Source organism: Candidatus Woesearchaeota archaeon (assembly GCA_020854775.1).
Lineage (GTDB): Archaea > Nanobdellota > Nanobdellia > Woesearchaeales > 21-14-0-10-32-9 > 21-14-0-10-32-9.
In genome coordinates this window covers 20,687-35,881 of the sequence record JAHKLZ010000044.1, presented here as the reverse complement: position 1 = coordinate 35,881, position 15,195 = coordinate 20,687, and the positions used below count along the sequence as shown (strand labels likewise).

The following is a 15,195-nucleotide window of genomic DNA, read 5'->3' as shown; positions in this document are numbered from 1 at the left end:
ATTTATTTTTTTTATTTTTTTTTCGTAAGCTTTATTAAGGGTTTATTGGTTTCTTGTTATTCATGGAAAAGGATGTTTCTCTTTCAAATTTTACTAATAATGATACTGGCGTTCCTCGGAGTAATGGTTCTGCCACTGCTAAAGCTCATGAGTTGGCTAAGGCTCAACGCGATATTAGTATCGCTGAATTCTTTGAAAAGAATCGTCATTTGTTAGGTTTTGATAATAAGCGTAAGGCTCTTCTTACTACTATTAAGGAAGCTGTTGATAATAGTATTGATGCTTGTGAAGAATCTGATATTCTTCCTGAGATTATTGTTGAGATTATTGATCTTGGCAATGATAAATATCGCGTCGTCGTTGAGGATAATGGTCCTGGTATTGTTAAGGCTCAGATTCCTAAGATTTTTGCGAAGCTTCTTTATGGGAGTAAGTTTCATAAATTGAAGATGCAGCGTGGTCAGCAAGGTATTGGTATTAGTGCCGCTGTTATGTATTCTCAGCTTACTACTGGTAAAGCTACTAAGATTGTTAGTAAGATTCATCCTGATGAGCCTGCTCATTACTATGAGTTGAAGATTAATACGCAGAAGAATGAACCTGAGATCTTGGTGGATTCTGTTAGGGATTGGCATAAGGATCATGGTACTCGCGTGGAGATGGAGTTGGAGTCTTCTTATATGAAGGGTGCTCAAAGCGTGGATGAGTATTTGAAGGAAACAGCTATTATTAATCCTCATGTTACTATTATTTATCAGCCTCCTAAGGGTGATCAGTTATTGTTGGTTAGGGTTACTGATGATAAGCCTGTTCAGCCTAAGGAGATTAAGCCTCATCCTTATGGCGTTGAAGTAGGGATGATGATTAAGATGCTTTCTGTTACTAAAGAAAAAACTGTTAAGAGTTTTTTGATGAGTGATTTTTCTCGTGTGAGTTCTAGTGTTGCTGAGTCTATTCTTGAGAATGCTGCTATTCTTAGTAAAGATAAGCCTTCTAAGATGTCTCGTGATCATGCTGAGAAGCTTGTTAAGGCCATTAGGGATACTAAGATTATGATGCCTCCTACTGATTGTGTTGTGCCTATTGGTTCTGAGCTTCTTGAAAAAGGTTTGAAGAAGGAGGTTAATGCTGAGTTTTATGCTAGTGTTAGTCGTTCTCCTCAGGTTTACAGAGGTAATCCTTTTCTTATTGAGGGTTCTATTGCTTATGGTGGTTTGATTCCTAAAGAGGGTTCTCTTAATTTGATGAGGTTTGCTAATCGTGTTCCTTTGTTGTATCAGCAAGGGGCTTGTGCTATTAGTGAAGCTGTTACTAGTACTTCTTGGCGTCAGTATGGTTTGCAGCAGTCTGGTAGGAATATGCCTCAAGGTCCTGTTGTTTTGGTTATTCATGTTGCTAGTGTTTGGGTTCCTTTTACTAGTGAGGCTAAGGAGGCTATTGCTCATTATCCTGAACTTATTAAGGAGATTAAGTTGTGTATTCAGGAGCTTGGTAGGAGTCTTGGTAAATATGTTAATAAGAAGAAACGCGTGGGGGATGAGTTGAAAAAGCGTAGTTACATTGAGACTTATATTCCTCATATTAGTGATGCTATTTTTGAGATTATTGGTGATTTTGATAAGGTTTCTTTTGAGGATAAGCTTCGTGAGACTTTAGAGAAGACTCGTGGTAAAGTTGAGGATTTGAAGTTTGATCCTTCTAAGAACTTGGATTATGATGAGGATCTTGCTAGTATTGGTAAAGATAGTGATGGTGATAATGATGAATGATGCTCTTAAAAAGATTAAGTCTTCTGCTGATAAGCTTAAGGATGATGTTCTTAAGGGTAATAAGGCTGAGCTTGAGGCTCCTGTTCGTAGTCTTAATAATGTTATTTATAATAAGAATGATGGTTTTTTTGAGCTTAAGGGTTTGATGAAGAAGAGAACTCTTACTGCTAATACTGTTAAGACTTTTGCTCAGACTCTTCGCGTGATGTCTTTGTCTAAGAGTTTGATTGAGACTGAGGACATTGCTACTAAGAGGGAAGCTTATTATGTTAGTAAGAATTGGGATGAGGCTCGTTTTAAGGAGCAAAATGAGTCTGACGCCGTGATGGATGATATTGAGGCTATGTTTTCGGTTAATAGGGAACAGCTTGGTTTTATTGCAGATGAGCATGGTGGTAGTGTTGCTGGTGAATTAGTTGTTATTGATAAGGATCCTAATAGTGGTGAGGAGTTACGTATTGATTGTACTAGGTTTGGTAGTGGTGCTTATTCTATTCCTAGTGATGTTGAGCATTTGCGTTTTGAAACGAAGGCGAAGAGTATGATTGTTATTGAAACTAATGGTATGTTTGAGCGTTTGAATAAGCATGGTTTTTGGAGGACTGCTAATTGTATAATTGTTAGTATGGGTGGTGTTCCTACTCGTGCTTGTCGGCGTTTTATTCGTAGGTTGAGTGATGATGCTGATCTTGATGTGTTTGTTTTCACTGATGGTGATCCTTATGGTTATTTGAATATTTATAGGACTTTAAAGGTGGGTAGTGGTAATGCTGCTCATATTAATGAGTTTTTTTGTGTTCCTCGTGCAAAATTTTTAGGTATTACTCCTGATGATATTGCTGATTATAAGTTGCCTACTCATCCTTTGAAGGATGTTGATATTAAACGTATTAAGGATGGTATTAAGAATGATCCTTTTGTTCATGCTCATAAGTCTTGGCAGGATGCTTTGTCTAAGCTTATGAAGAATGGTAAGAGGGCTGAGCAGCAAGCTTTGGCGAAGCATGGTTTGAACTTTGTTGTTAGTGATTATTTGCCTGAGAAGCTTAAGAAGCCTGATTCTTGGCTTGATTAAATTCTTTTTTTAAGAATAATATTTATAAATGCGTGTTTATTTCTGTGTTTAAAACCGACCTTGAGACTTGTTTGTTTCGAGAATGCCGTGTGAGGTAAAAAATATTCACGGATTTATTCTTAGGGGTTTGTTTTGGAGGATGTTAAAATGAGTGATGAAGCTTTATTGATTCCTAATGATGAGTACTTGAAGTCTGGTATTCATATTGGGACTAAGTTTAGGACTAAGTACATGGATAATTTTATTTATAAGACTAGGCCTGATGGTTTGTCTGTATTGAATGTTCAGAAGATTGATGAAAGGATTAAGTTGGCTGCTAATCTTCTTTCTAATTATGCTCCTGAGGACATATTAGTTGTTTGTAGGCGTGAGACTGGTTGGAAAGCTGTGAAGTTGTTTTCTCAGATTACTGGTACTAAGCATTTTGCTGGGAGGTATCCTCCTGGGGTTTTGACTAATCCTTCTTTGAAGAATTTTATTGAGGCTAAGATTGTTTTAGTTGCTGATTCTTGGCCTGATAAGAACGCTGTTGAAGATGCTATTAAGATTGGTTTGCCTGTTATTGCTTTGTGTGATACTAATAATCAAACTAACAATATTGATTTTGTTGTTCCTTGTAATAATAAGGGTAAGAAGAGTCTTGGTTTAGTTTTTTATTTGTTAGCGAAATTATATACTGAGAAAAAGGGTTTGATTAAGCCTGAAGATTTTAAGTATAACGTTGTTGATTTTGCTGATGAATGATTATTTTTTTTCTTTTTTTTATTCGTTTTCTGCTTCGTAAATTCCTGTGTCTTTTATTGTGAATTTGATTTCTTTTCCTTCTGGTAGGCTTCTGTGTTTTCTAAGGATCGCTTTTTTTTCTGTGTCTGTTCTTTGTAGTTCTATTAGGCATTTGCTTGCGTATCTTAGTATGTCTCCTCCGACCATGTTTATTTTGTTTTTGTCTTCAAAGTCGGCGTAGACTTGGTTTGTTATTATTACTGGTATTTTGAATTTTCTTGCTATTTGTATTAGGTTTACTAGTTGTACTCCTAGGTCTCTGTTTACTTTAAATATGTCTTTCGTTATTCCTATTTCTAGTCTGTATAGCATGGCTATGCTGTCTATTATTATTAGTCCTATTTTGTCTGTTACTAGGTTTTTTAGTTTTTCGAATACTTTTTTTTGTTCTTCGAAATTTGTTGGTGTTAGTACTATTATTTTTTTTAGTATTTCTTCGTAGTTGTCTGCTAGTTGTTTTATTCTTGATATTGAGAATGATCCTTCTGTGTCTACGTATATTATTTTTTTGTTGTAATTATTTACCATGCATAGTAAGCAAAAATTTGTTTTTCCTGTTCCTGGTGGTCCGTATATGGTTGTGATTACTTCGTTTTCGTATCCTCCTTCTAGTAGCCAGTCCATTATGTCGGATCCTGTGCTTATTTTTGTTTCTTGCGAAGTCATATGTTTAGAAATATTATTTGTTTTATTAATTTTGGGTTGTTTTTTTGGTTTAAATTTCCGGTATTGATTCTAGTAATGTTTTTAATCCTTGTTTTAGGGCTGTTTTGTCTGTTATTCTGTCGTGTAGTTTTGGATTTAATGACCAGTGCATTGCTTTTTTGGGGTTTGCGAATAAGAATATTGTGTCTGTGTTTTTTATTTCTTGCCAGTTTTTTATTACCCAATCAACATTTTTTTTTGTGTTTAAGCAGGATACTCTGTTGTTTTTTATTTTTTGTGTGTCTTTGTCTTCTAAGTTGTCTTTGCATATGTATGTGTGTATTGTACCGTCTTTTAGTTCGCAGATTAGTTCTTCTTTTTCTGGGTTTTTTGTTATTTTTGTTATTTTTCTTTGAACTGTGTCTTTGTATTTGAGATATGTTTCAGTCCAGTCCATTATGTTTAAGTTCATTTTTTATCGCTCTTTTTTGTAGTAGTGGTAAGCGTAAGGTATTAAAAAGCTTATTGTGAATATTAGCGCGCTTAGTATTGAGAAATGTATTGATTTGTTTATGTGTATTGTTAGTGCTGTTGTTAAGGATACAAAGTTGAGCATTGCTGCTATTAGTACTATTATTATTAGTCCTGCGTGATGTTTGTGTGTTAGTTCGTCTAGGTCTTTTAGGAATCCTTTTAGGAATGCGCCTAGTGTTACTCCTATTGTCATTAGTACTATGTATACGTAGAAATAGTGTCCGAAGAATAGTATTGGGCTTATGAAGAATAGCATGGCTGATATGAATATTATTGTTATTAATACTGTTAGGTAGTATAGTGCTTCGTGTATTTTTTTTCTTTTTGGTTTTGCCACTTCTTATTAGTATTGGTGTGATTATTTAAATATTTAGTTTGTGCTTAGAAAGGTAGACAGCTTTCCGGGTCTCCCACCCTTGAAGGCAGTACGCGCCGGAACGTATACGTGCTTGACTTCCGTGTTCGAAACGAGAACGGGTATATCCACGTAGCTTTGACCGTCTATTATTTAGGAATACATTTTGATTTATAAAGATTTTCATGTTTTTTTATTTTTTTGTTGTTATCAAAAAGCTTTAAAACGTTTAGTATTTATTGTTTGTTTATGGATAAGGTTTTTGTTGTACTTCCTGGTTTTAATGAGGAGAAGCACGTTAAGAAAGTTGTTGAGTCTGTTAAGGAAGAGGGTTTTTTGAATATTGTTTATGTTGATGATGGTAGTTTTGATTCTAGTGTTGATGAGGCTCTTAGTGCCGGTGTTGTTGTTTTGAGGCATAGAGTTAATCTTGGTAAGGGTGCTGCGACGAGGACTGGTTGTGATTTTGCTGTTAGTAAAGGTGCTCGTGTTATTGTTTTGATGGATAGTGATGGTCAGCATGAAGCTAAGGATATTAAGAAGTTTGTTTCTGCTTTGAAGGGTAATGATGTTGTTTTTGGTTTTCGGGAATTTGGTAGAGATATGCCTTTTACGATGCGTTTGGGGAATATTTTTCTTACGCGTGTTTCTAAATTCTTGTTTTCTATGAGTGTTAGGGATACTCAGTCTGGTTTTAGGTGTTTTTCTTCTGATGCTTATAAAAAGATTAGGTGGTTTTCTTCTGATTATGGTATGGAGAGTGAGATGATTGCTAGGGCTTCTAAGCATGGTTTGAAGTTTTCTGAGGTTAAGATTAGAACTATTTATCATGATGCTCATAAGGGTACTACTCCTTTGGATGGTGTTAAGATTTTGTTTAATATGTTGCGTCATCGTTTTTTTTGATTTGTTTATTCGATAATTTTTTAATGAAAAAAGTATTTGTTGTTTTATGGCGTTTGAAATATCATCTACTTTGTTGTTTTTTTTATCTAAGGAATTGCAGGTTTTGAAGGGTGGTAAGGTAGAGAAGGTTTATCAGTTAGATAAGGATAATATTATTTTTAGGATTTATAATGATGGTTCTAAGTTTAATTTGAGAATTTGTGTTCCTAGTCTTATTTGTTTGACTAATCAAGATTTTGATGCTCCTGTTAGTCCTCCTGGTTTTTGTATGTTTCTTCGTAAGTATTTGTCTAATGCGAGGATTGAGTCTGTTGAGCAGAGGGATTTTGAGAGGATTCTTGTTTTTAAGTTTTCTAAGAAGGATGGTTTTTATTTTTTGATTGTTGAGTTGTTTAAGCCTGGTAATGTTATTCTTTGTAGGGAAGATGAGGATGGTTCTTTGTTGGTTATTAATTCTAAGGATCGTCAAAGATTTAAGGATAGGTTGGTTCAGGCTAGGAAGCCTTATGTTTTTCCTCCTGCTTTGTTAAATCCTTTGAGTGTTGGTGTTGATGACATTGTTAGTTTGGTTAATTCTTCTGATAGGAACTTGGTTAAGAGTATGGCTTCTGGTTTTGGTTTTGGTGGTGTTTTTTCTGAGGAGATTCTTGTTCGTGCAGGGATTGATAAGGATAAAACTGTTATAAACTTGGTTGATGCTGGTAAGATTAAGGGTGCGATTGTTGATTTTTTTTCTGAGGATTTGAAGCCTTTTGTTTTTGGTGATGTTGTTTTTCCTGTTGTTATGAAGACTAAGAAAGGTGTTTTTTTTAATAGTATTAGTGAGGCTGTTGATTCTTTTAATTTGTTAAAAAAAGATATTGAGAATAAGAGTGTTGTTTCTTTGAAGAAAAAGGAGAAAACCGATTCTTTGGTTGATATTCAGGAGCGTATGATTAAGAATTTAGAGCAGTCTATTTCTGAGAATAAGGAGAAGGGTGAGTTTATTTATAGTAATTATCAAGATTTTGATAAGTTGTTGAATTTTGCTAATAGTGTGCGTTCTAAGGATGGTTTGGATGTTTTGGAGAGGGAAATGAGGAAGAATAAGCGTTTTGTTTCTTTGAATAAGAAGACTAAGGAGATTTCTTTTAAGTTTTGATTGGTCAATTTTTTATGACTTAAATATTTATATAAAGGTTAGTATTTCTTTTTTTTATGAGTGATATTAGGAAGCATATTTTGAGGAAGTTTATGTATAATGAGTCTTTGCGTTTTAATGAGATTCTTGATAAGGCTTTTCCTTCTAATAAGTTTGATTATCATTTGAAGTTGTTGCAGAAAGAAAATCTTGTTGTTAAGAATGATGATAAGTATTGTTTGACTAGTAAGGGTGTTCAAGTTATTAGTTCTATGGATGGTGTGGTTATTGAGGAAAAGAGGAAGCCTATTACTTGTGTTTTTGTTCTTGGTTATGATGAGGTTAATGATTTGATTTTGGTTAATAAAAGAAAGAAGCAGCCTTTTATGAATTTTGTTGGTATTCCTGGGGGTAAAGTTGAGTATGGTCATTCTCTTCCTAGGCAGGCTCGTGAAGAGTTTTTTGAGGAGACTGGTCTTAGTGCTGAGAATGTTGAGTTGAAGTTGGTTACTAATTATAGGACTGTTGATGAGGATTCTGGTGAGTTGACTCATCACGTTGTGGGTTTCTTTTTTCTTGCTACGGGTTTATCTGGTGATTTGGTTAAAGAGAATAGGGAGGGTCATAACGTGTTTATTAAGTTGAGTGATGCTTCGTCTTTGGAAAAGTATCCTGATTTTGATTTTTTTACTGAGGTTTTGTTGTCTGATAATAAGAATATTGTTTTTCAGGAAGCTGATAGGTACGTTAAGGATGGTAAATTTACTAAGATTGATTTTCTTTGATTTTTTATAGGAATTCTTTTGAGAAGTTGGTTGCTACGTTTGTTGCTCCGAACAGTGTTAGTTCTTCGTCGTCTGCTAGTAATATTGGTATTTTTTCTAGTGTTTCTTTGTGTGTTGGGCTGTTTAAGAAGTCTTTCATGAAGTATTCGTGAATTGTTGTTTTTGCTGCTAGTGCTACTTTTCCTGTTAGGAATAATCCTGAGTATGGTTGTGTTGCTATTGCTAGGTTTCTTGCTGTTTTTGCGTAGTATGATACAAATAGTTCTATTGCTCTTTTGCAGTATATGTCTTCTTTTAGTTCGAATATTTTTTTTACTTTTTCTTCTTCTTTTGTTTTTTTAAGGTTTTGTAATGGTTCTCCGTATATTTTTTTTGTTATTAGGAAGTCATATATTAGGCATACTCCTTTTCCTGATACTGCGTATTCGGCGCTTATTGGTACGTTTGTTCCTGCGAAGAATTCTTCTCTTATGTAATTTATGAATTCTAGGTCGAAGTATATTTCTACTGGTAGTGACATGTGGCCTGCTTCTGATGGTATTGGTATTTTTAGGTGTTTTGTTGTGTCGTAGTATGTTATGCTTGCTCCTAGTCCGTGGCCCGCGCCTAGTATTGCTGATGTTGTTATTTGTGATTTTATGTCTGTTCTTCCTATTCTTGATATCTTTTTTTTGTTTATGAAGTCTAATCCGTATCCTTCTGCTTCGAAATTATTTAATAGTATGTAGTCTTTTAGCATTGTGTGTTTTCTTAGATTTTCTATGTTTATTTCTAGGTTGTTAGATGTTAGTTTTATGTTGTGTCTGTCTTTTGATACTGCTCCTGCTCCTGCGATTACCGCTATGGATATTTCTATTTTGAATAGTTTGTGTGCTTCTTCTAGTAGGTTGTTTATTATTTTTGGCAGTTCTTTTATTTCTGTTGTTTTTATGTGTTGTTTCATTATTATTTTGAATTCTTTTTTTGTTATGCTTCCTGTTATGGCGAAGTATGAGTTTTCTCCTCCTATGTCTGCTACTAGTGTGAATGATTTGAAGTCTTTTATGTTAAATGATTCTTTTCCTAGTTCGAATGGTTTTTCCATTTGTTTTGTAATATTTTTATTAGAATATAAACATAAGTAATAACTTGTTAATAACAAAAATTAGAATAGCATTGGTAGGAATATGCTTGTTATTGTGTTTAGTATCCATATTGTTAGTGCTATTAGTGCTGTTCTTATCCATCTTGTTTTGTATAGTGTTTTTAGTATTATTAGCCATGTTAGTCCTGCTATTGTTGATGATAGTAAATTGTTTTGTATGAAGTAGTAACTTGTTGTGTATATTATTGATCCTATTAGTGCTGTTACCATTGCTGTCCAGAATCCTTTTCTTTTTCCTAGTATGCTCGCTGATAAGTGTATTATTATTGCTGATATTAACCAACTTATTAAGAATAATATTATTACTAAAGTTATTATTGATATCATCTTTATTTTAGAAATGTTTGATTTAATTTAAATATTATTGAAAAAAAAATAAAAAAAGGTTTTATGCGTCTTCTAGTCTGTTTTCTGTTACGTTAAAGATGCATTCTGCGTCTGGTAGATTAGGTGAGTCTACTAGTTTTGCGACTCTTGTGTTTTTCTTTCCTCTTCGTAGATATATTCTGAATGTACTGTTGTGTCCTACTATGTGTCCTCCTATTGCTTCTGTTGGGTCTCCGAAAAACGCGTCTGGTTTTGCCATTACTTGGTTAGTTACGTACACGCATAAGTTGTGTTTGTCTGCTAGTAGTGCTAGGACGTGCATGTGTTTGTTTAGTTTTTGTTGTCTGTCTGCTAATGTTCCTCTTCCTACGAATTCTGCTCTGAAGTGTGCTGTTAAAGAATCTACTATTACTATTTTTACTTTGTTTCCTTCTTTTATTAGGTCTTCTACTTTTTCTGCTAGTAGCATTTGGTGGTCTGAGTTGAATGCTCTTGCTACTTTTATGTTTCCTAATACTTTTTCTGGGTCTAATCCGAATCCTTCAGCGAATTGTGTTATTCTTTCTGGTCTGAATGTGTTTTCTGTGTCTATGTATACTGCTATTGCTTCTGAATCGTCTTTTTGACAGCTTACTGCTAGGACGTGTCCTATTTGTGTTTTTCCTGATCCGTATTGTCCGAAGCATTCGGTTATTGCTCCTGATTCAAATCCTCCTGATAACATGTTGTCTATGTTTTCACTGCCTGATTTTATTTTTATTACTTTGTTTCTTTTATTTAGCATGTCTGTTCCTGATTGGAATCCCATGTCTAGTCCGTCGCGTGCAGCTTGTATTATTTTTCTTGCTACTGCTTCGGATACTCCTGCTGCGTCTGTTAGTGTTCCTATGCTTGCTACTGCTATGCTTAGTAAGTCGTCAAATCCTGCTGATGCTAGTTTTTCTGCTGTTGCTGCTCCTACTCCTGGTAGGTCCATCACGTTTATTTCTTTTTCTTTTTTTTCTGATTTTGCCATTTTTTTCTCCTTTAATCTTCGTCGTGTTGTTCTCCGTCTGTTAGTGATAAGTATTCGTATGCTTTGTTTAGAACTAGTACTGCTTTTGGTAAGTCTGTTGTTCTTAGGCTGTTGGTTGTTTGCCAGTTGCCTTCTTTATCCATGTAGCTTCTTTCAAAAGATATTGTTTTGTAGGTTGTTTCTTTTCCTTCTTGGTCTTTGCCGTGGTTCACCCATATTGTTGCAGAAACTGGGCCTGCTCTGAATTTTTTTTCAGGTAGTTTTTTTCCCATTATGTCTTGTACGCTTGGTACGTTCATATCTGGCCTTCCGGCTTCGTCTAATTTTTTATCCATGTTTATCACCCTTGCTTTCGCGTTTTATTTCAAATCATCCTTTGTTATGAGCTGCTAGGGCTCCAGATGACGGGTTCTAAGACTTGGTAATACTTCTTTATTTAAATATGTTGAGAGCGTAATTGTCCAGTGAGTTTATTTTTATATTTTTTCTTTTCCTTGACAGTATATTTTGCTTGAATTATTTTGTTTCGAGATTAGAACGTGGTAAAAATGGTTTTTTGATTGGTATGTTACTATTTTCGTTTGTGTTGTTTCCGTGTTTATTTCGTTATTTTTTAGAAGTTGTAATAATTCTTTTGTGTTATCTGCATATATTGAGCTTAGTAGTACTTTGGTTTGTTCTTGTTCTATTTTTTTGAATTTTATTTCTTCGCTGTCTGAGAAGTATCCTTGTAAAACTTTATTGAAAGCTACTGGTATTTCTTTTTGTATTACTTTTTTCCTGTTTATATTTTTTAAGGATATGTATGTTTCATAATGTTTAGCGATGAATTTTTCTATCATGAATTTGTAAAATCACAACAATTTATAAAATTTATTATTTTTTGTTACTTTTTAGTGGTGTTTGATTCGAAGTATTCTATTACGCGATGAACAGGCCCTAACACAGTTAATTCACTACCATATAATTTGAAGTTGTTAACTTTAATATTTAATTCTTTTAGATTAATTTCTTTGATTATTTTTATTAATTCTTTTTTATCTTCTTTTGTTAATTTTTTTATTCTCGCCAAAGTTATGTGTGGTTTGTATTCTTTGTTTAAATCAAATATTTTTGATATTTTTTGTTGTAAATTTTCTAAATCTTTAGATTTTTGTAGTTCTATCCAAACAAGTCTTATTCTTAATTCGTCAGGAAATAATACTATATTTGAAGTTTTTATTTTGAATGGTTCAAATTTTATTTTTTTTAATTGGTCTATTTTGTTTTTTGCTCCGTTTTCCCCTAGAAATAATAAAGTTAAATGCATATTATCAGGGCTTACTAATCTTGTTCCTTTTATTTTTGATATTTCTGTGTTTAAAGAATGTAGTTTTTGTTTGATTTCTTCTGGTAAAGGAATTGCAAGGAAGTAACGCATGTTATTTTCTTTGTTTTATGAGTATATAAATTTATTTTTTTTAAAAAAAATAAAAAAGTAAAAAAATTTATTAGTTTTGTTCTACTAATGTTTTTAAGTCTTCATCAGTTTCTTCTAATATTTGTTCGTTGTTTTTTAGAATTGCTTCGTAATAAGCCATTGGTTTAATGTTTATTAGTTCAGTCCTATGTATTAGGAATCTGCCATCTTTGCTTTTGCTTATTTTATTTTTTATTAAAGGCATTTGCCTTAGTTGTTCTTCTTTCTTGTTGGTTAATCCCATTTTTTATCACCTGTTTTTGTTAAAGTACAACTACAAAATAATAATTGCTAAGAAAATTTCGGATAAAAAAAGGTTTTAGAGTAAGAATTTCGAAATAATTATTGCTGTTACTCCTGAAGCTGTTCCTAGTATTGAGCTTAGAATTACTTTTGTTAAATTTATGGGTCTTGTTCTCATTATTTCTAGTATTACTAAAGCGCAGAATATGGTTGTTGGTATTAACAATACAGGATTATAAGTGAATAGTGTTGTTCCTATTAAGAATGATCTGCTTATGTGTCCTGATAAGTATTTGTTTTGGACTTTATTTGAAAAAAGTCTTGCGTGTTGTCTTGTCATTCCTTTTTGTCTCGCGAATGATTTTAGTGCTATTCTTTTTCTGAAACTTACTCTTGTTATTAGTAGGAAAAAAGATATTATTATCAAACCTATCGCTATTGTGTATGCGTACGTTTCTCCGAGTGTGAAGTAGAATATAGTTGCGAATATTAGTGTTCCTATGAATGATGATAAAAAACCGAATAATCTTAGTATTGATGATATCATACCCATTTTTTTAGCCTCGCGACGAAGAATCCGTCCGTGTTTGTTTGGTGTGGCCAGAATCTCTTCGTTAATTTTAAGTCTTTATTTAACTTTAAATTTTTGTATTCTGTTATTCCTGGGCTTCCTATATTTAAATTTGTTTCTACTATTTTCATTTCTTTGAATTCTTTTAAGAACCAATCTATCACTAATTCATTTTCTTCTGGTTCTAATGAACACGTGCTATATATTAGTATTCCTTCTTTTTTTAGGGATAAATAAGCTGATCTTAGTAATTCTTTTTGTGTTCTTGATTTTGAATCTAGGTCTTGTTGTGTTCTTTTTTTGAAGTAATCTTTTTCTACGCAGAAGTTTCCTCCGCATGGCGCGTCTAGTAATATTTTGTCGAATTGTATTCCTAGGTCTTGTGAGAATCTGGCGTCTTTTTTGAATATTGTTGTGTTTGTTACGCTTAATCGTTCTATGTTGTTAATTAGGCTTTGCATTCTTGATTTGTTTTCTTCGAGTGCTATTATTATTCCTTTGTTTTTCATTAGTTGTGCTATTTGGGTGCATTTTCCTCCTGGTGACGCAGCCATATCTAGTATTATTTCTTCCTGTTCAGGGTTTAGTACTTCTGCTGGTGTTTGTGCTGCTGCGTCTTGTATGTAAAAGTATCCTTGTAAGTATTCTTGTGTGCTTGCTAATGAGAAGTCTGCTTCGTAAAAATATCCGTGTTTTAAGAATTTTATTTTTTCTAGTTTTACTTTTTTCTTTGTGAGTCTTTTTATTAGTTCTTGTTCTGTTATTTTTAGTGTGTTTATTCTTAGGGCTTTTTTTTGTTTTGTTTTTTCAGGATTGAATGTTTCGCCCATTAATTCATATTTTTTTAAAAAGTCCATAAATTCATAAATGTATAGATGTTTAAAAATTTATCATTTTTAAAAAAGAAAAAAAAGAAAAAAGGTTATTTTGAGATTTATTTTTTTTCTTCAGGTTCTTCTGAGAAATCTTCTGAGTCTTCTTGTTCAGGTTCTGAATCTTCTTCCTGCTTAGGTTCCTCATCGGAAACTTCGTGTTCAGGTTTTTCTTCAGGAGTTTCAGCTTCAGGTTCTGAATCTTCCTGCTTAGGTTCCTCATCAACTTCAGGAGCTTCAGGTTCTTCTGAGAAATCTTCTGAATTTCCTTGGTCAGGGTCTTCTCCGAAATCTTCTGAGTCATCTTCTGATGGTTGGAATTCTTCTTCAGGTTCTTCTCTTGGTTTTTCTCTTCTTTCTTCTTGATGAGTTTCTGGTTCTGGTGTTTGTGCTTCGCCTACTACTTCTGCGAATCCTACTTTTTTTAGAACTCTTGTGACTTTTACGCGTACGTAGTCTCCTTCTTTAACGTTTGGAACAAACAAAACGAAACCGTTTTTTTTAGCTACTCCGTCTCCTTTTTCGCCTACAGCTTCTATTTTGACGTCTAATTCTTCGTCCACTCTTACTGGTGGGGAGAATCTTTGTCTGTCGTTGTGTCCGTACCTAGACCTATTTTCAAATCTGTCATTCATTTTTTTATTTCACCTATTTCAAGATTCTGCTTTTTGCAGAATTAACGAATTAAAAGATTAGTTTATTTAAAAAGTTTTAGATAAAATTGTTTTTTTTATGGTTTGTTTAATATATGGTATTCTTCGTTTCCTAGGTTAATAAAGGTTATTTTTGTTCCTTGTTGTTTTTGTTCGTCGAGTATTTTTTTGAACCATTTTCTTTCTGATGTTATTTTTTTTCCGCTTATTGTTGTTTTTGAGAATGATATTATTATTGTTTCTGAGTTTATGTTTTTTATTATTGTTTTTGATATGTTTTTTTGTATTGATTCTAGTCCGTCTAATACTTTGAATAAGAAGCAATGAGTTGTTTTTTTTGTTTTGTTGTTTATTATTTTTAGTGTTTCTTCTTTTGTTAAGTCTAGTGTTTGTGCTTCTCCTTTGAATGGTGTTTTTTCAAAGTATTTGTTCAAAAAATTTATTTCTTCTTCGTTTATGTCTGTGCAAAAACAATTTCTTAGTTTTTTTAGTAATGAATATGATAAAGGGTTTAGTCCGCATCCTAGGTCTGCTAGAGTAGTTATTGGTTTTTCTTTTTCTAGTTCTGTGTAGAGTGTTTCATAATTGTTTAGTCTTTCTTTTGTTGAGCGGTGTGATTTTAAGAATTTTTGAGTTTTTTCTGAGTGAAAATTAAAATCTTTGTTTTTTAGTAAGTCTTCTTGCTTTTTTGGGCTTAGTTTGTTTTTTTGAAATACTCCATGTAATTCTCTTAGTCTTTTTCTTACGTATTTTTTTAGTGTTAAGTATTCTTTTGATTTTTTGTTATAATTATTTTGTTCTAATTTTTTGTGTGTTGTTTCATTTTGTTTTTTGTGTTCTTGTATTATTTTTCTTATTATTTCTTTGTTTATTCCTCTTAGTTCTTTCTTGTTAGTTATTTCTATGAATGTTTCTTCTGTTATTTTCACTTTTTTCATC

The 15,195-nt window shown here is 32.9% G+C and carries 20 protein-coding genes and 1 rRNA gene; 6 read left to right on the top strand and 15 right to left on the bottom strand.

Going from position 1 to position 15,195, the window contains the following annotated elements; all coding sequences use genetic code 11:
• The first annotated feature begins 62 nt into the window (after window positions 1–62).
• From KO361_05580 to rpsB, 3 genes are all read left to right on the top strand, one after another.
• Window positions 63–1,769 carry a DNA topoisomerase VI subunit B gene (locus KO361_05580; GenBank protein ID MCC7575037.1) on the top strand — a complete coding sequence of 569 codons (1,707 nt, stop codon included), beginning with the start codon at window positions 63–65 and terminating at the stop codon, window positions 1,767–1,769.
• Entirely contained in the window at window positions 1,750–2,844 is a 1,095-nt protein-coding gene (locus KO361_05575; protein MCC7575036.1) for a DNA topoisomerase IV subunit A, read from the top strand. Before KO361_05580 ends, KO361_05575 begins: the two co-directional genes overlap by 20 nt.
• Window positions 2,845–2,991: 147 nt before the next feature.
• Complete coding sequence (gene rpsB, locus KO361_05570; GenBank protein ID MCC7575035.1) at window positions 2,992–3,588, top strand: 30S ribosomal protein S2; 597 nt, start codon at window positions 2,992–2,994, stop codon at window positions 3,586–3,588.
• An 18-nt stretch (window positions 3,589–3,606) separates the two neighbouring features.
• On the opposite strand, the gene radB is transcribed toward rpsB, so the two are convergent.
• From radB to rrf, 4 genes are all read right to left on the bottom strand, one after another.
• A complete protein-coding gene (gene radB / locus KO361_05565) occupies window positions 3,607–4,293 on the bottom strand; it encodes a DNA repair and recombination protein RadB (GenBank protein ID MCC7575034.1) in 687 nt (228 codons plus the stop codon).
• Window positions 4,294–4,342: 49 nt separating this feature from the next.
• Complete coding sequence (locus KO361_05560; GenBank protein ID MCC7575033.1) at window positions 4,343–4,744, bottom strand: hypothetical protein; 402 nt, start codon at window positions 4,742–4,744, stop codon at window positions 4,343–4,345.
• Window positions 4,745–4,747: 3 nt separating this feature from the next.
• Window positions 4,748–5,143, bottom strand: coding sequence for a hypothetical protein (locus tag KO361_05555; GenBank protein MCC7575032.1), 396 nt, complete (start codon window positions 5,141–5,143; stop codon window positions 4,748–4,750).
• Between the two features lie 51 nt (window positions 5,144–5,194).
• Window positions 5,195–5,311 (bottom strand): 5S ribosomal RNA (gene rrf, locus KO361_05550).
• Between the two features lie 99 nt (window positions 5,312–5,410).
• Between rrf and KO361_05545 the strand changes: the two genes are divergently transcribed.
• The 3 genes from KO361_05545 to KO361_05535 are packed head-to-tail and all read left to right on the top strand — an operon-like array spanning window position 5,411 to window position 7,972.
• Window positions 5,411–6,067 (top strand): glycosyltransferase family 2 protein, encoded by a 657-nt coding sequence (locus tag KO361_05545; GenBank protein MCC7575031.1) that lies wholly within the window; start codon window positions 5,411–5,413, stop codon window positions 6,065–6,067.
• 46 nt (window positions 6,068–6,113) lie between these two features.
• Window positions 6,114–7,208 (top strand): NFACT family protein, encoded by a 1,095-nt coding sequence (locus KO361_05540; protein MCC7575030.1) that lies wholly within the window; start codon window positions 6,114–6,116, stop codon window positions 7,206–7,208.
• Window positions 7,209–7,264: 56 nt separating this feature from the next.
• Window positions 7,265–7,972, top strand: a complete 708-nt coding sequence (locus KO361_05535; protein ID MCC7575029.1) for an NUDIX domain-containing protein — start codon at window positions 7,265–7,267, stop codon at window positions 7,970–7,972.
• A gap of 4 nt (window positions 7,973–7,976) precedes the next feature.
• Here the strand turns inward: KO361_05535 and KO361_05530 are convergent, their stop codons facing one another.
• The 11 genes from KO361_05530 to KO361_05480 form a co-directional block, all read right to left on the bottom strand.
• Complete coding sequence (locus tag KO361_05530) at window positions 7,977–9,056, bottom strand: glucokinase (GenBank protein MCC7575028.1); 1,080 nt, start codon at window positions 9,054–9,056, stop codon at window positions 7,977–7,979.
• Window positions 9,057–9,116: 60 nt separating this feature from the next.
• Window positions 9,117–9,443, bottom strand: a complete 327-nt coding sequence (locus tag KO361_05525; protein ID MCC7575027.1) for a hypothetical protein — start codon at window positions 9,441–9,443, stop codon at window positions 9,117–9,119.
• Between the two features lie 61 nt (window positions 9,444–9,504).
• Window positions 9,505–10,458: a DNA repair and recombination protein RadA gene (gene radA, locus KO361_05520; GenBank protein ID MCC7575026.1), complete on the bottom strand. Its 954-nt coding sequence runs from the start codon at window positions 10,456–10,458 to the stop codon at window positions 9,505–9,507.
• Between the two features lie 11 nt (window positions 10,459–10,469).
• Window positions 10,470–10,793: a hypothetical protein gene (locus KO361_05515; GenBank protein ID MCC7575025.1), complete on the bottom strand. Its 324-nt coding sequence runs from the start codon at window positions 10,791–10,793 to the stop codon at window positions 10,470–10,472.
• 141 nt (window positions 10,794–10,934) lie between these two features.
• Window positions 10,935–11,300 carry a hypothetical protein gene (locus KO361_05510; GenBank protein ID MCC7575024.1) on the bottom strand — a complete coding sequence of 122 codons (366 nt, stop codon included), beginning with the start codon at window positions 11,298–11,300 and terminating at the stop codon, window positions 10,935–10,937.
• A gap of 44 nt (window positions 11,301–11,344) precedes the next feature.
• Complete coding sequence (gene thpR / locus KO361_05505) at window positions 11,345–11,878, bottom strand: RNA 2',3'-cyclic phosphodiesterase (protein ID MCC7575023.1); 534 nt, start codon at window positions 11,876–11,878, stop codon at window positions 11,345–11,347.
• Between the two features lie 70 nt (window positions 11,879–11,948).
• Entirely contained in the window at window positions 11,949–12,161 is a 213-nt protein-coding gene (locus KO361_05500; GenBank protein ID MCC7575022.1) for a hypothetical protein, read from the bottom strand.
• Between the two features lie 75 nt (window positions 12,162–12,236).
• Window positions 12,237–12,713 (bottom strand): hypothetical protein, encoded by a 477-nt coding sequence (locus tag KO361_05495; GenBank protein MCC7575021.1) that lies wholly within the window; start codon window positions 12,711–12,713, stop codon window positions 12,237–12,239.
• On the bottom strand, window positions 12,704–13,588 hold the full coding sequence (locus tag KO361_05490) for an RsmB/NOP family class I SAM-dependent RNA methyltransferase (GenBank protein MCC7575020.1): 885 nt from the start codon (window positions 13,586–13,588) through the stop codon (window positions 12,704–12,706). The genes KO361_05495 and KO361_05490 overlap by 10 nt, the downstream gene beginning before the upstream one ends.
• Before the next feature lie 77 nt (window positions 13,589–13,665).
• Window positions 13,666–14,238, bottom strand: coding sequence for a TRAM domain-containing protein (locus tag KO361_05485; protein ID MCC7575019.1), 573 nt, complete (start codon window positions 14,236–14,238; stop codon window positions 13,666–13,668).
• 95 nt (window positions 14,239–14,333) lie between these two features.
• Entirely contained in the window at window positions 14,334–15,194 is an 861-nt protein-coding gene (locus tag KO361_05480) for a hypothetical protein (GenBank protein MCC7575018.1), read from the bottom strand.
• Window position 15,195 lies beyond the last annotated feature (1 nt).

Coding starts and splice junctions, on each gene's coding strand:
- KO361_05525 (MCC7575027.1), bottom strand. CDS start 9,443: ATGATATCAATAATAACTTTAGTAATAATATTATTCTTAATAAGTTGG.
- KO361_05530 (MCC7575028.1), bottom strand. CDS start 9,056: ATGGAAAAACCATTCGAACTAGGAAAAGAATCATTTAACATAAAAGAC.
- KO361_05490 (MCC7575020.1), bottom strand. CDS start 13,588: ATGGACTTTTTAAAAAAATATGAATTAATGGGCGAAACATTCAATCCT.
- KO361_05485 (MCC7575019.1), bottom strand. CDS start 14,238: ATGAATGACAGATTTGAAAATAGGTCTAGGTACGGACACAACGACAGA.
- KO361_05560 (MCC7575033.1), bottom strand. CDS start 4,744: ATGAACTTAAACATAATGGACTGGACTGAAACATATCTCAAATACAAA.
- radA (MCC7575026.1), bottom strand. CDS start 10,458: ATGGCAAAATCAGAAAAAAAAGAAAAAGAAATAAACGTGATGGACCTA.
- KO361_05575 (MCC7575036.1), top strand. CDS start 1,750: ATGGTGATAATGATGAATGATGCTCTTAAAAAGATTAAGTCTTCTGCT.
- rpsB (MCC7575035.1), top strand. CDS start 2,992: ATGAGTGATGAAGCTTTATTGATTCCTAATGATGAGTACTTGAAGTCT.
- KO361_05495 (MCC7575021.1), bottom strand. CDS start 12,713: ATGGGTATGATATCATCAATACTAAGATTATTCGGTTTTTTATCATCA.
- KO361_05535 (MCC7575029.1), top strand. CDS start 7,265: ATGAGTGATATTAGGAAGCATATTTTGAGGAAGTTTATGTATAATGAG.
- KO361_05480 (MCC7575018.1), bottom strand. CDS start 15,194: ATGAAAAAAGTGAAAATAACAGAAGAAACATTCATAGAAATAACTAAC.
- KO361_05540 (MCC7575030.1), top strand. CDS start 6,114: ATGGCGTTTGAAATATCATCTACTTTGTTGTTTTTTTTATCTAAGGAA.
- radB (MCC7575034.1), bottom strand. CDS start 4,293: ATGACTTCGCAAGAAACAAAAATAAGCACAGGATCCGACATAATGGAC.
- KO361_05545 (MCC7575031.1), top strand. CDS start 5,411: ATGGATAAGGTTTTTGTTGTACTTCCTGGTTTTAATGAGGAGAAGCAC.
- KO361_05500 (MCC7575022.1), bottom strand. CDS start 12,161: ATGGGATTAACCAACAAGAAAGAAGAACAACTAAGGCAAATGCCTTTA.
- thpR (MCC7575023.1), bottom strand. CDS start 11,878: ATGCGTTACTTCCTTGCAATTCCTTTACCAGAAGAAATCAAACAAAAA.
- KO361_05580 (MCC7575037.1), top strand. CDS start 63: ATGGAAAAGGATGTTTCTCTTTCAAATTTTACTAATAATGATACTGGC.
- KO361_05515 (MCC7575025.1), bottom strand. CDS start 10,793: ATGGATAAAAAATTAGACGAAGCCGGAAGGCCAGATATGAACGTACCA.
- KO361_05510 (MCC7575024.1), bottom strand. CDS start 11,300: ATGATAGAAAAATTCATCGCTAAACATTATGAAACATACATATCCTTA.